Below are 14,830 nucleotides of genomic sequence, written 5' to 3'. Positions count from 1 at the left end.
CTCGGGGCCTCTTCTCATTTATCATGATTCCTTTTCGTAAGGCGTTCCCGAAGCTGCCGGGGATCTTGTTTTCCCAATGAAGCCACCAACAACTATAAGCGTTACAACAAAAGGAAGCATATTGAAAAGCGGCTTGACACTAGCAGATACCGAGACAATCGAACTGCTTTGCAGCTGAAGATTCATCGCTTCTGCAGCCCCAAACAAAATCGCGGCCCACATCGCGCCCACTGGATTCCAATTACCGAGAATCATCGCTGCAAGAGCAATAAACCCTCTTCCATGTATCATGTTTTCAACAAACCTTCCGAGCTCTCCTACCGACAGAAAAGCTCCTGCAAGACTGGCAAAGACACCACTCATAAGAACTCCGAAATATCTTATCCTGAATACGTTTATTCCAAGAGTATCTGCGGCCTCCGGGTTCTCTCCGACAGCTCTCATTCTAAGACCTAGAGGTGTCTTGTACATCAGGAACCAGCTTGCAACTACGGAGATGATCGCAAGATAGGTAAAAGGACTCATAGAACCGAAAATATCCCCTATGAAAGGGATTTCCTTTAGCCAACCTGCTTCCAAATAAGCAACCCTGCCGATGAAATCAGTCTGGCCTTCGTTTCCGAATATTGGAATCATCAAGAAGGACGTCGTCCCCTGAGCAATTATTACTAGGGCTGTGGCGCTGACAATTTGGTTTGCAGACCACCGTATGCTGGCCCATGCGTGGAACCAAGTGAACCCCGTTCCAATAATTACTGCCATAAGAACTCCAATCCACGCATTGCCCGAAAGAAGGGTAAAAACAATAGAGGTAAACGCGCCCATGAGCATGATACCTTCGAGAGCAATATTAGTTACCCCGGTGATTTCGCTGTATGTACCTCCGAGAGAGGCGAAAATCAGAGGAGTTGCGGAAAGCAGAGTGAGTTTATAGAACAAAGGGTTGACAAGTATAGCAAAGATCGCTTCGATCCAGCTCATATTGCAGTCACTCCTTTCTTTCGCCTCAAGGATATGAGTGTGGATACGATCCTTTCAGCTGCAACAAGAAAGATTACTATCCCCTGGATTATTGAAACAATATCGTTTGGTATTTGGGCTCTAATTTGCATCGCATTTGATCCGGTCCTAAGGGCGGCAATAAGCAGAGCGGCAAAAATTATGCCGATAGGATTGTTTCTGCCGATCAGAGCAATCGTGATCCCGTCGAATCCCCTTCCACCGGTCAGTTCGCCGACAAATCTATGAGGCGGGACCCCAATAAGATCAACTATTCCTGCCATTCCGGCAAGAGCACCACTGATCGCCATGGTTAGAATTATACTCTTTCTTATGCTAATTCCACCGTACTCTGCTGCATGAGGGTTAAACCCAACGGCCTTTAGCTTGTATCCTGTTGTGGTCTTCTCTATCAAGATGTACATTATTATTGCTACGGCAATGGCAATAAAAATTCCAATACTGAGTTCCGTGGCTTGTACCTTCAGTATTACCGGAAGCTTGGAAGCTTCCGCAATTTCTGGGCTCTTGGGAGTACCCGAACCCACCGCAAGAGGCCCACTTACCATGAACGAAGCTATGTTTGCAGCAATCCAGTTGAGCATTATTGTCGAGATAACCTCGTGCGCCCCAGTGAATGCCTTAAGAAAGCCGGCTATGGATGCCCAAAAGGCACCGGCTAGCATTCCAACAAGTATAGAAAGAGGAATAGCGATTATCGAAGGTATTCCACCAATGTTCATAGCCACTATGGCGCCAATTAGCGCTCCCATTGTCATTTGGCCCTCTGCGCCTATGTTGAAGACTCCGGCCCTGAAACCGAACCCCACTGCAAGACCGGTAAGAATTAGAGGTGTCATCTTCATTATTGTATCTGCGACTGCTTCCTGACTACCAAATGCACCTTCAAGCATTATGGAGTAGGCTGTTATCGGATTCTTTCCGATCATTATGATAATGATGGAGGCGATAAGGAGAGCTATCAAAACGGAGACAACAGGTACTAGCAATGCATAAATTTTGCTTGTATTCATTCTACATCACTCCGTTCCCTGACGACTTCGGCCTTCTTGTGACCGGCCATCATCAGTCCGATTTCTTCTCGATCGACTTCATCTGGAGTTACTTCCCCCATTATTTCGCCCTCATAGAAGACGAGTACTCTATCAGAAAGGGAAAATATCTCGTCCAGCTCCATTGAAATCAGAAGCATTGCAATACCCTTGTCACGCATTGAGATCAAAGTTGTGTGTATGAACTCAATGGCCCCAATATCTAGTCCTCTTGTCGGCTGAGAGACTACCACAACTTTCGGTTCAATCGGTACGATACTAAGTTCACGCCCCACTACCACTTTTTGCTGGTTTCCGCCTGAGAGGTTTCCAGCAAGCATGTTGATATTCTTTGGCCTGACATCAAATATATCCACAACTTCCCTGGCGAAGTCCTTAACAGCTTTCAGGTTTATAAACCCCTCCTGCGAAAACGGTTCTTCGTCTTGTTTGCCAAGGATAAGATTATAAAACACGGGGTACTGAGTTACCATGCCTCGCCTGATTCTGTTCTCCGGAATATGAGTTAAACCTGTCTCCCTAATCTCCAGCGCGGTTTGATTGGTTAGATCCTTGCCGTTTAGAAAGACATTGCCTTTTTCAACCTTCCGTAAACCAGTTATTGCCTCAACGAGCTCTGTTTGACCATTGCCTGCCACACCTGCTATTCCCACGATTTCGCCCTGACGAACCGAAAAAGAGACTCCATTAACAGTAAATAGATTTCTGTTGTCTTTGACATGGAGGTCTTTTACCTCTAGTACAGTCTCGCCGGCCTGCTTCTCTTCCTTTTCCACGCGTAGAAGGACTTCCCTTCCGACCATCATTGTGGCAAGTTGTCTCGGGTTGGTGTCTTTCGTGTTTACTTGACCGGTAACTTTACCAAGTCTCATTACCGTTACTCTGTCGGTTATGGCCATCACTTCGTTAAGTTTGTGAGTAATGAAAATGATAGTCTTGCCATTCTCTTTAAGTACGCGGAGGATCTTGAAAAGCTCTTCAGTCTCCTGCGGAGTAAGAACGGCTGTCGGTTCATCGAAAATCAGTATCTCGGCGCCCCTGTAAAGAATTTTCAGAATTTCAACCCTTTGTTGCATTCCAACCGGAATGTCTTCGATATAGGAATCAACGTCAACGGCCAACCCAAACTTTATCGATAATTCTTTGACGATTTTTCGTGATTTTCCAGTATCCATGAAGAGCTTTGCAGGGCCCCGCTTCGGTTCCGAACCGAGGACGACGTTTTCAGTTACAGTCTGATTGTCCACAAGCATGAAATGCTGATGAACCATACCAATGCCCATATCAATAGCATCTTTGGGCCCGTTGATTACGGTCCTCTTGCCATTTATAAAAATCTCCCCTTCGTCAGGAGTATACAGTCCATACAACTGATTCATAAGAGTCGATTTTCCTGCACCGTTCTCGCCAACTAGTGCATGTATTTCGCCCTGTTTGACTTGGAAATCAACATGATCATTGGCAACAACGGAAGGAAATGTCTTTACGATTCCCTTCATTGCAACTGCGATGCCGGAGAGATCGAGGTTTTTAACGTTGTTTTCTTTCACACGCTCACCTCCATCGTACATGATACGAAAGATCGGGAGAGTTTGCTCTCCCGATCTTTGATATCACACGATTGTGTGAAGAGCTTCCATTATGGAAGGGTTATTTCTGGGACAACGAATCCATCCAGCTCTTCCTGAGTGTCAGGAACTATAAATGCTCCAGCCTTAAGAAGACCTCTAAGATATTCGACTTCGGAAAGGATAACTGGTCCCACAACATCTTTGGTATAAGTCATAGGGCTGATTCCAACGCCTTCATCCTTAATACCGAGGGTCTTCGTTCCGGGTTCAAAAGTTCCAAGTGCGATGCTCATAACGGCCTGATAAGAAGCCATGTCGACTCTCTTAACTGAACTGGTTAGGACTCTTCCAGGAGCCATATAGTCCTGATCAACGTCAACTCCTACTGCAAAGAAGCCTTCTCCCTTTTCAGCGGCGGCTTCAATTACTCCGTTTCCACATGCACCTGCTGCGTGGAAGACAATGTCTGCACCTTCAGCGAACTGAGCGAGGGCGAGGTCCTTACCCTTCTTTGGATCGTTGAAGTCCATAGTGTATCCCTGAAGCATGCTAATGGTCTTTCCGTGAAGCTCTTCGTAAACCCTAATTCCAGCCTCATAGCCATAGCGGAATCTTTCGACAGGAGGAATCGGGAGACCACCAACAAAACCTACCATGTTTGTCTCAGTCATAGCGGCTACTACATAGCCTACAAGGAAAGCCCCTTCCTGTTCCTTGAATAGATACGTTGCCACGTTGTTAGGCATATTCTCGATCAGATCGATGTCGATACCTATGAAGTAGGTGTCCGGGAACTGAGGAGCAACCTTGTAAAGCGCATCGGCCATCATGAAACCGACTCCGAAAATAATATCTGCTTCCTTTGCGGCGTTCGACAGATTCGGTATGTAGTCGGCCTGTTCTTTAGATTGAACTACTTCCCTTTCCAATCCAAGGAAATCAGAAGCTTTCACAATTCCTTCCCATGTTCCGTCGTTGAAAGACTTGTCACCAAGTCCGCCGACGTCAGTAACCATGATTACCTTCATTGCCATCACTGGGAGGGCAATCATGAGAATAAGTGAGAACACCAGTAATAATCTTAGTTTCATTCACTAACACTCCCTTTCTTATGAGATAGTAAGATCCATAGAACTGATAAGACAATTATACCCGCAAAAACAATCAAAAACAAAACGTTTATTGAGGGATTGATGGTCACTCTTAAGATTGGAGACCCGCCTTGAACAAAGAGATTCAAGCTGCTAATTCCTGGCAAAACCAAGAAAAAATATACGACGATTATTGCCAGGTTCATATAAGAGATTATTGGCTTCCTAACAACGAACAGAGTAACTGCGAGTAATAATAGAGCGACTATGAGTGCAGCAAACTCACGCACTCTATATACTTTCACAGGTACTGGAGAGGGGTCGCTTTCGAGAAGGGGATCAATCTCTTTGTGATAATCATTGAGGGCAGTTGCCAGTTCGGGTTTAGATCCAAGCGCAGTTTCGAGTGAATAGGTGAAATCTTCCCTCATCTTCTCTCCGGCGTAAACAACTATTCTTTCAGAAGTCGCGATCAAAGCCGATACTGATGATGAGTAACTCCTGCTGTTTCTATTGCTATCCCTTATGAAGCTATCAATGTCTTTTGTGAGGCCCTGGAGCTCGGAGATGTATGTAGTTTGATTTTCAATGGAGAAATACTCATTGAATGCGGGAGCCGCAACTCTGAGCCTTCCATTACTGTCGACGCTATAGCTCATTTCGGCAGCCGTGGAGAATGAATTCATCTTATTTGGAATAACCACTCGCAGAATTCTTTTGAGAGCGTTCAGCTCGCTTGAGACAAGAGAGTTCAGGTCTCTTGTCTGCAGACTTATCATCGATTCCGGAGCGAGAAAGACATCATTCTTCAGTGTTGAATAGTAAACGGAATCATAGAATCCCTCAAAGTTGTCCATAGCTATCTCTGGCTGCTCGTTAAGAATATTGAGGAAGGGAAATATTGAGATCAAGACAAGCAGGATTAACTTCAGGATAAGAATCCTGCTTCTTTTTCTTTTGTTCAGCAGAGAAGAGATAGTTAGCATAAGTAAGAAAGCAAAGGCTGGAAGCACGAATATCGAATGAAGGGACAGGTCAAAGATACCTGCAATGATGTTGCCTATGAAAAATACATAAGTGGTTTCAAGAAGAATTATTAAGCCAATCAGATACTTCTTGACGAAAGGCAGGATTGTGAATGCCAGAACGACTAATAATGCATACACAATAACCCTTAACCACCAGAGATCGAGGCGCTTTTCAACACTCAGAACAAGATTTGCAGAGAGTTCATTCCTTATTCCACCCATTATATTCGCCTGAATTGGAACAATCTTCCTTACTTCGTCTGCAATATCGCTTTCGATTAGGCCTACAGGAGTGAATTGCTTCATCGAAAGAAGCTGTGCTCCCATCTCAATCTTTTCTATTACTGTAGTTCTGACTCCAGGATTCTCCTCAAGTGAGTCGATTAGTACTTGATACTTGGAGTCTACCGGTTCAATATCAAGTTGAAATCCAGCAACTTCTTTTTCTCTCACGGCAATCGACTCTGGGAAAAAAGGTGCATATTCAATAAGCCCCATGGATCTTAGAAGCCAGAGTCGAAAGAGCTCCCTTCCTGCAGACATCATCTCGGCGTCGCCTAATTGAGCGAGATCCATAGCCGTCTGTATCGCCAACCTGCTGATTTCTTCTTCAACAAGAGCACTCACACTGTACTCTTTTGAGCTTAACTTGGCTACAGTCTCGTTAAGCGCATCGATTATTCTGTTGTCGGAAAGACTCAGTATTTCCTGCTCTGACTCAACCGGAGCGTCAACTTTCAAACTGAAAGAGGAGAATGAATTGGAGGTCTCTAGCGCGTCAGGAAATGCTCCTGGTTTTTCCTCCAATAGACCCAAAGAGTAGGCGATCCACTCCTTGTAGACAACCTCGGCCATACTGCGCACTCTTGAGGAATAAGAATTGAAGACTTCGAGGTAAGCCGGCATTTCATTTAGCGAGTAAGTCTCAAATGCCTTTCCAGAAATGTCTGAAAGAACCCACGCGAGAAAAGCGCTGTAAGCAATTCTGTCATCGCTATCGCGGAAGTCTTCTTCAGTGAATGCCTCAAGATGTTTTGTGAGAAGTCCTGCGATTGTTGTCGAACTCTCTTTTTTCTCAATACTTCCTACCATCTGAAGCTTATACAATCTGTAGATTGACAGATAATCGAGGTCTTCAATGAGTTTGACAACTTTCGGTAGCTGTGGTTCTTGCTGGCTGTAGTCATCTACATAAATCTTAAAGTCCTCGACTATCAGTTTCTGGCTAAAGGAAAAGGAAAGAACAGCAATTGCCAGAAAGACAATGACCGAGAGTATACTCTTTGGCACTTTACACCTCCAGCCCGATCACTTGTTCAACATGTTTTCAATAGCGTTTATTATCACGTTTAGCCCGGTAGTGTTAGCGGCTCCGTCAGGTAAAACTATATCACAAAAGTATTTCTGAGGTTCTATGAAGCTCTCAAAAGAAGGGGCAACAAACTTCCTGTACTGCTCAATTATACTGTCCACAGACCTTCCTCTCTCCTTGGTATCGCGCTCAATTCTTCTAATCAGTCTCTCATCGGAAGGAGCATCTATGTAGATAGAAAAATCAAAGAGGTCTCTCATCTCTTTCTTGAACATAACGAGGAGCCCTTCAACAATAACCAGCGGTTTTGGTTTGAACTCTCTGCATATTCCCTCTTCCCGTCGGTAAGTGACCATACTATAGACTGGAACCATAATGCTTTTGTTCCCTTTAGTCGACTTCAGGTGCTGCTCAAATAGTTCGAAATCAAAAGCTCTTGGTGAGTCGAAGTTGAACTCTCTTGGGTCTGTCCCGGGATCGAGATTCTTGTAGTAATCATCCATCGAGAGTATTGCGGCTCTATCTTTGAAGTGGTTATAGATGACGTTGGTGACCGATGTCTTGCCTGAACCACTGCCACCGATTATAGAAACAAGCACCATTACCGTATTCTTCCCCTTCCTGAAGATCCAAAGGTCATGCTGAAGGCCAGTGACCTGAACGAGACAGAAATATCTATCTCTTCATTCCTCACTTCTGGCGGCAACGAGAGTCTGACTGGAGCGAAATTGACTATTCCCTTTATGCTGGCCTCGATCAGGAGCTCGGCTGTACTTTGTGCAGCGTTTGCGGGAACTGTAATGACACCTATCTCTATATTTCTTTCCCTGACAATGTTTTTCAGCAGCGAGGTTGATTCGATTATAAGATCGTTTGGCATCGGTATTCCTATTTTATTGGGATTGTTGTCAAACAGAGCTCTTGTAATGAAGCCTGAACCGGCAAGACCCGGATAGTTGGCTAGAGCCATCCCCAAGTTACCCATTCCAACGATGCAGGTATTCCATTTCTTCCTGATTCCAAGTATTTCGCTTATACTGTCCAACAGAAGCTCGGTGCCATAACCTACGCCCCTCTTGCCGAATTCTCCGAAATAAGAGAGGTCTTTCCTGACCTGGCTAGCCTTGATTCCAAGTCTTTCCGCAAGGTCCTTTGAGGATATGCTAGGCACACCAGAGATCACCAGATTCTCCAAGCATCTATGGTATACGGCAAGTCTTTTTATCGTAGGTCTGGGGATCCTCCTGCTATCCATTGTCAATCAACCTCCCGGCCGGTTTCTTTGCGAAAATTATAACACGGTTACTCATCAACTACCTTTGATCAGACCACTCAAAAAATGTCATACATCAACGTGCTATAATTACTCTTAGAATGTTCATAATATAGACTGGAGCACTTTTTATGGGAAAGAGAGTTGGATTGAATAGTCAATTAGCGTCGGTAGTACTGCTGATTTTGTCTCTCTTCCTTTTCGTAGAAACTCTATTCATTTATAGGTATGTAAAAGAAACGCAGTCTACCGAATTTGAAGTCGGTTTTTTTGATATAACAAGTCGATTGAGAGTGCAGTTTGATGATGAAGGATATGTGCTTCAGCCAGGAGAAAGCCTGGTACTGAAGATAAAACGAAACGATAGACTTGTCGTTGAACAAGAGTTACCTGGAAGGTACTCAATAATGAGTAATGGGAAGATTGTCAACGTGAGTATTCCATTGGCGGAAGTGAGTGTAAGGTGATGGGAAGTTATCGAAAGACTGAAATGGTGAATCTCGTTGTCTTCATGTTCGGTTCATACATAGATTACAGGCTTCAGGAAATTCAGCCAGTTCTTGAGAGGAAGTTTGGACCGGCAGATTATATATCGAGGTCTCTGGACTTCGACAAGTACACGTCTTATTATAACGATGAGATGGGCTACAACCTCAAAGGCAAGTTGATCTCCTTCAAGAGGCTAATTCATCCTCAGCAGCTTTCGTTGACAAAGAAAATCACCAATGGAGTCGAAGAAGACTTCAGACTTGAAGGGAAGCGAAAAATTAATCTTGATCCAGGGTACGTACACCATGCACAGTTTGTTCTTGCTTCCACGAAGCACTGGGCAAATCGAATCTATTTGTGGGACGGTATCTCTGCGGAAATTACGCTTATGTTTGTCAACGGTTCTTTTGCACCCCTTCCATATACGTATCCTAACTACAGGGATCGGGAGTACATCGAAGAATTGATGAGGATTAGAGAGTTGTACCTCCTGAAGAGAAAGGAAAGACTATGAGATTTGGAGTCCTTTCCCTGGGATGCTCCAAGAATATGGCCGATATGGACAATTTCGTGGGCATTATGATAGGCAGAGGTCATGAGATAGTGAAAGATGCTTTGGCTGCTGACTTACTCGTCATAGACACTTGCGGATTTATAGACGATGCGAAGAGGGAAAGTCTTGAAGAGATCTTCAAATCCCTTTCCTTCAAAACGAAAAATCCTGGCCTCAAAGTGCTTGCGGTAGGATGTCTTGTTCAGAGGTATTATAAAGAACTGAAGTCGGAGATCATCGAAATTGACGGTTTGATAGGGGTTACAAGCCCAATGACCCTTGCAGATTTGATTGAGAAGGGAGAGTTCTTCTATCACAGTGAACCCGAAGTAATCTATGATTATTCCAATAGAGTAGCAGGGAAGTATTCTGCATACGTCAAGATAGGAGACGGCTGTAATAGAGATTGTGCTTTCTGTTCAATTCCCAATTTCAAAGGCATGTCGGTTAGTCGGACCTCAGAAAGCGTGGTCAAGGAGACGCTTTCTCTTGTGAAAAAGGGCGTTAAGGAGATAGTCCTGGTATCTCAAGATTCCACTCAATATGGCAGAGATCTTAGTGAAGGAATCGACCTCAAAGGACTTCTTAGGAAACTGAATGATCTCGAAGGTGATTTCTGGATTCGCGTTCTGTACCTTCATCCTGATCATGTTGACGATGCTTTGGTGGATATGATTATCTCGTTGCCGAAAGTAGTAGATTACTTTGATGTACCTGTTCAGAGTGGTTCGGACAAAATTCTGAAGAGAATGGGTAGATCCAGGAATTCTGTCGAGCTTCTTGAGATGCTTCTAGGTATAAGGCGGAAGGCTCCTCACGCTATTTTGAGAACCACATTCATGGTCGGATTTCCCGGTGAAAACGAAGCTACCTTCAATGAGACTCTAGACTTTGCGAGAACTGTAGAATTCGACAGACTCGGGGGTTTTGTCTACTCCAGGGAAGAAGGAACAAGAGCGTTTGGTCAAAAGCCGACTGTCGGAAAGGAATTTGCGAAGCAAATGCTCGAAACGCTACTGGAAGAACAGGATTCCATTTCCGCTCAACGCCTTTCACGCTTCAAAGGTAAGGTAATGACTGTATTGCTTGAGGAAAGCGGTGCCAGCTACACTTTAGGAAGAGCTTACAACAGTGCTCCTGAAGTCGACGGGGTGGTCGTTCTGAAGGGCCATAATGAGGAAGGAGTTTTCTTGAAGGCTAGAATTACGGAAACTTATGAACATGACATGGAAGGTGTTGTGCTGGATGAACTTGCCTAATATTCTAACGCTGTCCAGAATGGTGCTAGCCTTGCCCGTTCTTTTGCTCCTGACGACTGGGAACGCAATTGGAAACTACTTTTCGTTTGTTATCTTTTTGATTGCTTCTCTGACTGATTTTTTCGATGGCAGGATTGCCAGAAAACGTGGATTGGTTACTGATTTGGGAAAATTCCTAGACCAGATAGCTGATAAAATACTGGTCACTTCAATATTTCTCGGTTTCATGGCTCTTTCGAGAGTCAGTTTATGGTTCCTATTTATACTTGTAACTAGAGATACACTGGTTTCGGGAATCAGAATGGTCGCGTCGAACAAGGGAAAAGTTATCGCCGCCGACATTTTTGGAAAAGCAAAGACGGTCTCTCAAATGACTCTTTTGATTTTGCTCTACTCCAATTTGCTCTGGGGTATTCCTCCCGGGGAAATGATGTTATGGCTGGAAGTAGTAATTGCGGCAATTACAGCAATAAGTGGCGCCAATTACCTGCTTAAGAATATTGATATTTTCAGGGGGGGAAAGTGAATTGCGCTCGTTTATTGCAGTGGATACAGGAGAGAGAGTTCCGGCGATGATAGACGGTATTTCGGAAAAACTTAGGAGAATGGGATTCAAAGCTTCATGGGTTCCGGGCAGTAACGCCCATCTTACCCTAGCCTTTCTCGACAATATCGAACAGGAGAGACTTTCTTTGATAGCATCAATGCTATCGCGCAGGCTTAGAGGTTTCCCTTCGTTCACACTTGAAACTGGAAGGATAGGTTATTTCAAACATAAGGAGCTGCCGAAAGTGATCTGGGTGGCAATAGAGCGGAATCAAAGTCTTTTGAATCTCCAGAGGGAAACCAAAGTTGTTTTGGAGGCGATGAATCTGCCTGTTGACGGAAACTTCAGACCTCACTTGACCGTTGGAAGAATGAAGTTCAGCCCGCCAATGTGGCGCAAATTTCTAAGCACTATCGAAGATGAACGAATAATCTTTCCCGTCGGAGAAGTATCGGTATTTGAATCAATCCTCTCCAGGGAAGGAGCGAGGTACAGGAAGGTCTTCACATGCAGCTTTGAAGGAGGACTGATTGAACATGCTGTCGAAGGATAAGAAGAACGCGCTCGAAAGAGCGATAAAGGATATCGAAAAGCAATTTGGAAAGGGTTCGGTTATGTTGATGGGAGAGAAGGAAGACCGGAAAAACATTGAGGTAATCTCGACCGGGTCTCTTGCGGTCGATATCGCCCTCACAGTGGGAGGATATCCTAGAGGTAGAGTTGTTGAGGTCTACGGTGCGGAATCAAGCGGAAAAACAACAATAGCCTTGCATGCCATTGCAGAAGTTCAGAAGCGTGGCGGAATAGCTGCCTTCATTGATGCAGAACATGCCCTGGATATTCATTACGCTCAAAATCTTGGCGTGGATGTTGATAATCTTCTGATATCTCAACCTGACTACGGGGAACAGGCTCTAGACATTGTGGATGGTCTCATAAGGTCAAATGCAGTAGACCTCATTGTGGTAGATTCGGTTGCCGCACTAGTACCTCGAACTGAAATAGAGGGCGCGATGGGTGAGTTGCAGGTGGGTTTGCAGGCTCGGCTTATGTCGCAGGCATTGAGGAAGATTTCTGGAAATGTGAGCAAGTCAAAATGCATAGTGATATTCATCAATCAGACGAGAATGAAAATCGGGGTAGTCTATGGTAACCCGGAAACAACTACCGGAGGTGTCGCTCTGAAGTTCTATGCTTCGGTAAGGCTAGAAGTCAGAAGAGGCAGTGCGATAAGAGAAGGAAACACAGTTTTGGGGAATGAAACAACCATTAAAGTTGTCAAGAACAAAGTCGCTCCCCCTTTCCGCGAAGCGAAGGTAGACATAATCTACGGACAGGGTATAGAACATGCGAATGAGCTTTTCAATCTTGCGCTCTCAGAAAACATGATAGATAGAAAGGGTGCATGGTACGCATATATTCCCGCCGATGGCAATGAAGTTAGCCTTGGCCAGGGAAAAGCTAACGGAGTGGAGTTCATGAAGGAGAACCCAGAGTTAATGGTGGAAATGGAAAACAGACTGAGAACGAAATTCAATCTGCCGCTTCTGGAAGTGAAGAAAGAGGAGAAGGATGAGGATAGCTGATGCTTTCCGATCCGTTGAAAGATGCTCTAAGATATTTGAGATACAGGTTGAGATCAAGAAAGGAGATCCACGCACAGCTCTTCAAGAAGGGGTATTCTGAAGAAGAGATTGAAGAGGTCATCGGGAAGTTGGAAAACCAGAACCTACTGAATGACAGGGTCTTTGCCAAATTCTATATCAGTGATGGACTGAGTGTTTACTATAAGGGACCTTTCAGACTGAAACAGGAACTTCTAAAGCTTGGCGTTTCGGAAGAGCTTATTGACGATTTGATGGACAAAGAATTAGAAAATTGCGACTTGAAAGAGATTGTAAAGAAGGCGGCAGGTAACACAGAACAAGCAGATCCTGATAAGATTAGAAGAAAACTGTACAGAAAAGGTTTTTCGTCTGCCATAATCGACGAGGTTATCGGTGAGATCAAACAGAAATTATGAAGGGAGGGAGCTGGTTTCCTTGAAGGCTAGTTAAAGGACCAGCGACGAGAAACTATGATGCTATTGATTGGTATAATCGCCGGCCTGGCGGCAGGGATAGCGCTGGCTTATTTTATACTTACCCCCTTGGCCGTGAAGAAGGCAAAGGAGGATATGGAGCTTCAGCTAAAATCTGCAAAGCAAGATTCTGAATCGATCATCAAAAGGGCTCAGGAAGAGGCCGATCATATGAAGAAGAAGGCTCTAATCGAAGGACGTGAAGAACTTCACAGACTTCGTGAAGAGCAGGAGAAGGATTTCAAGAGAGATCGTGAAGAATTGAAGCAGTGGGAAGATAGGATTTCCAGAAGAGAAGATAACATCGACAAAAAGGAAGAGGCTATCGAGAAGACGAGGCAGCTACTCGATTCAGAGAGGGTTCGCGTTGAAGAGATGAAGGAAGAGGCTGAGAAGAAGCTTTTTAGTTTGGCCGACCTTTCTATGGAAGAAGCCAGGGAGATTGTGTTGAAGAGGGCTGAAGAGATCTATGAGCACGATCTTGCGCAGAGATTGAAGGAAATGAAGGATCATTATGATGAAGAGGGAAATCGATATGCAAAATGGGTCATCGTGAACTCTGTACAGCGATACGCTGCAGACTACACGGGTGATGTGACAGTAAGCGCAGTAAGTCTCCCTTCCGATGAAATGAAGGGAAGAATTATCGGAAGAGAGGGAAGAAACATCCGGGCCTTCGAAAAGCTGACCGGTTCAGATCTTGTGATAGATGACACACCGGAGGTAGTCGTTGTGTCCTGTTTCAACCCTCTTAGGAGAGCGATAGCGAAGATGACTTTAGATAAGCTTGTTGAAGACGGAAGAATTCATCCGGCGAGAATCGAAGAGATGTACGAGAAGTCGAAGAAGGAAGTCTACAGCGAGATAAAGGAAGCCGGCCAGGAGGCTCTGATGAAAGTCGGGATTCCCTCTATGCATCCGGAGCTTGTAAAATTGCTTGGTAGGCTGAAGTTTAGAACCAGTTACGGGCAGAACGTGTTGCAACACTCTGTCGAAGTGGCTCATCTGGCAGCCTTAATGGCTTCGGAACTGGGCTTGAATATTGACAAAGTGAAGAGAGGGGCGATTCTTCACGATTTAGGCAAGGCGATTGACCACGAAGTCGAGGGGTCACACGCGATTATCGGCGGCGAAATCGCAAAGAGATACGGCGAAAAGGCTCATGTCATAAATATGATACAGTATCATCACGGCGAAACCGAGGCACTGACCCCTGAGGCTGTCCTTGTGGCTGCCGCGGACGCAGTCTCCGCTTCAAGGCCGGGGGCAAGAAGAGAATCTCTTGACATGTATATAAAGAGATTGGAAAACCTCGAAAACATTGCAACCGGTTTCAAGCACATAGAGAAGGCCTACGCAATTCAAGCAGGAAGGGAGATTCGTGTGATTGTTGAGCCCGAGAAGGTCGACGATCTTCTGGCCGAGAAGATGGCTGTAGATATTGCCAAGAAGATAGAAGAGGAACTTGAGTATCCGGGCGTTATCAAGGTGACTGTTATAAGAGAGAGAAGAAGCGTCTCTTATGCTTCCTGACGGATTGACATGTGAAAAGCAG

At 44.8% G+C, this 14,830-nt stretch carries 15 protein-coding genes; 8 read left to right on the top strand and 7 right to left on the bottom strand.

Annotated elements, in window-relative coordinates:
• Window positions 1-21: 21 nt before the first annotated feature.
• The 7 genes from ENN47_06380 to ENN47_06350 all read right to left on the bottom strand — a co-directional run bounded on the left by ENN47_06380 (window position 22) and on the right by ENN47_06350 (window position 8,329).
• Complete coding sequence (locus ENN47_06380; GenBank protein ID HDP77798.1) at window positions 22-981, bottom strand: ABC transporter permease; 960 nt, start codon at window positions 979-981, stop codon at window positions 22-24.
• Window positions 978-2,033 carry an ABC transporter permease gene (locus ENN47_06375; protein HDP77797.1) on the bottom strand — a complete coding sequence of 352 codons (1,056 nt, stop codon included), beginning with the start codon at window positions 2,031-2,033 and terminating at the stop codon, window positions 978-980. Before ENN47_06375 ends, ENN47_06380 begins: the two co-directional genes overlap by 4 nt.
• Window positions 2,030-3,622: an ABC transporter ATP-binding protein gene (locus ENN47_06370; protein ID HDP77796.1), complete on the bottom strand. Its 1,593-nt coding sequence runs from the start codon at window positions 3,620-3,622 to the stop codon at window positions 2,030-2,032. The genes ENN47_06375 and ENN47_06370 overlap by 4 nt, the downstream gene beginning before the upstream one ends.
• A gap of 89 nt (window positions 3,623-3,711) precedes the next feature.
• Window positions 3,712-4,734 carry a BMP family ABC transporter substrate-binding protein gene (locus tag ENN47_06365; GenBank protein ID HDP77795.1) on the bottom strand — a complete coding sequence of 341 codons (1,023 nt, stop codon included), beginning with the start codon at window positions 4,732-4,734 and terminating at the stop codon, window positions 3,712-3,714.
• Window positions 4,731-7,052: a hypothetical protein gene (locus ENN47_06360; GenBank protein ID HDP77794.1), complete on the bottom strand. Its 2,322-nt coding sequence runs from the start codon at window positions 7,050-7,052 to the stop codon at window positions 4,731-4,733. The genes ENN47_06365 and ENN47_06360 overlap by 4 nt, the downstream gene beginning before the upstream one ends.
• Window positions 7,053-7,070: 18 nt before the next feature.
• The gene (locus ENN47_06355) at window positions 7,071-7,676 is read right to left on the bottom strand and encodes a uridine kinase (protein ID HDP77793.1); all 606 of its coding nucleotides are present in this window, start codon (window positions 7,674-7,676) and stop codon (window positions 7,071-7,073) included.
• Window positions 7,676-8,329 (bottom strand): redox-sensing transcriptional repressor Rex, encoded by a 654-nt coding sequence (locus ENN47_06350; GenBank protein HDP77792.1) that lies wholly within the window; start codon window positions 8,327-8,329, stop codon window positions 7,676-7,678. Before ENN47_06350 ends, ENN47_06355 begins: the two co-directional genes overlap by 1 nt.
• A 149-nt stretch (window positions 8,330-8,478) precedes the next feature.
• Here ENN47_06350 and ENN47_06345 point away from each other — a divergent pair, with 149 nt between their 5' ends.
• The 8 genes from ENN47_06345 to rny are packed head-to-tail and all read left to right on the top strand — an operon-like array spanning window position 8,479 to window position 14,808.
• Window positions 8,479-8,814, top strand: a complete 336-nt coding sequence (locus ENN47_06345; protein ID HDP77791.1) for a hypothetical protein — start codon at window positions 8,479-8,481, stop codon at window positions 8,812-8,814.
• Entirely contained in the window at window positions 8,814-9,350 is a 537-nt protein-coding gene (locus ENN47_06340; GenBank protein HDP77790.1) for a DUF4416 family protein, read from the top strand. The genes ENN47_06345 and ENN47_06340 overlap by 1 nt, the downstream gene beginning before the upstream one ends.
• A complete protein-coding gene (gene rimO, locus ENN47_06335) occupies window positions 9,347-10,648 on the top strand; it encodes a 30S ribosomal protein S12 methylthiotransferase RimO (GenBank protein ID HDP77789.1) in 1,302 nt (433 codons plus the stop codon). Before ENN47_06340 ends, rimO begins: the two co-directional genes overlap by 4 nt.
• Window positions 10,635-11,174 carry a CDP-diacylglycerol--glycerol-3-phosphate 3-phosphatidyltransferase gene (pgsA, locus tag ENN47_06330; protein ID HDP77788.1) on the top strand — a complete coding sequence of 180 codons (540 nt, stop codon included), beginning with the start codon at window positions 10,635-10,637 and terminating at the stop codon, window positions 11,172-11,174. The genes rimO and pgsA overlap by 14 nt, the downstream gene beginning before the upstream one ends.
• A gap of 1 nt (window position 11,175) precedes the next feature.
• Complete coding sequence (gene thpR / locus ENN47_06325; GenBank protein HDP77787.1) at window positions 11,176-11,748, top strand: RNA 2',3'-cyclic phosphodiesterase; 573 nt, start codon at window positions 11,176-11,178, stop codon at window positions 11,746-11,748.
• A complete protein-coding gene (gene recA / locus ENN47_06320) occupies window positions 11,732-12,781 on the top strand; it encodes a recombinase RecA (GenBank protein ID HDP77786.1) in 1,050 nt (349 codons plus the stop codon). The genes thpR and recA overlap by 17 nt, the downstream gene beginning before the upstream one ends.
• Window positions 12,781-13,218: a RecX family transcriptional regulator gene (locus tag ENN47_06315; GenBank protein ID HDP77785.1), complete on the top strand. Its 438-nt coding sequence runs from the start codon at window positions 12,781-12,783 to the stop codon at window positions 13,216-13,218. The genes recA and ENN47_06315 overlap by 1 nt, the downstream gene beginning before the upstream one ends.
• Window positions 13,219-13,272: 54 nt before the next feature.
• Window positions 13,273-14,808, top strand: coding sequence for a ribonuclease Y (rny, locus tag ENN47_06310; GenBank protein HDP77784.1), 1,536 nt, complete (start codon window positions 13,273-13,275; stop codon window positions 14,806-14,808).
• Window positions 14,809-14,830: the final 22 nt, after the last annotated feature.

The sequence above is a fragment of the Mesotoga infera genome (genome assembly GCA_011045915.1).
Lineage (GTDB): Bacteria > Thermotogota > Thermotogae > Petrotogales > Kosmotogaceae > Mesotoga > Mesotoga infera_D.
The sequence above is the reverse complement of the archived record's forward strand: the minus strand, read 5'-3'. Positions and strand labels throughout refer to the sequence as shown.

Coding starts and splice junctions, on each gene's coding strand:
- ENN47_06380 (HDP77798.1), bottom strand. CDS start 981: ATGAGCTGGATCGAAGCGATCTTTGCTATACTTGTCAACCCTTTGTTC.
- ENN47_06375 (HDP77797.1), bottom strand. CDS start 2,033: ATGAATACAAGCAAAATTTATGCATTGCTAGTACCTGTTGTCTCCGTT.
- ENN47_06365 (HDP77795.1), bottom strand. CDS start 4,734: ATGAAACTAAGATTATTACTGGTGTTCTCACTTATTCTCATGATTGCC.
- ENN47_06355 (HDP77793.1), bottom strand. CDS start 7,676: ATGGTGCTTGTTTCTATAATCGGTGGCAGTGGTTCAGGCAAGACATCG.
- ENN47_06350 (HDP77792.1), bottom strand. CDS start 8,329: ATGGATAGCAGGAGGATCCCCAGACCTACGATAAAAAGACTTGCCGTA.
- ENN47_06345 (HDP77791.1), top strand. CDS start 8,479: ATGGGAAAGAGAGTTGGATTGAATAGTCAATTAGCGTCGGTAGTACTG.
- ENN47_06340 (HDP77790.1), top strand. CDS start 8,814: ATGGGAAGTTATCGAAAGACTGAAATGGTGAATCTCGTTGTCTTCATG.
- rimO (HDP77789.1), top strand. CDS start 9,347: ATGAGATTTGGAGTCCTTTCCCTGGGATGCTCCAAGAATATGGCCGAT.
- pgsA (HDP77788.1), top strand. CDS start 10,635: ATGAACTTGCCTAATATTCTAACGCTGTCCAGAATGGTGCTAGCCTTG.
- recA (HDP77786.1), top strand. CDS start 11,732: ATGCTGTCGAAGGATAAGAAGAACGCGCTCGAAAGAGCGATAAAGGAT.
- ENN47_06315 (HDP77785.1), top strand. CDS start 12,781: ATGCTTTCCGATCCGTTGAAAGATGCTCTAAGATATTTGAGATACAGG.
- rny (HDP77784.1), top strand. CDS start 13,273: ATGATGCTATTGATTGGTATAATCGCCGGCCTGGCGGCAGGGATAGCG.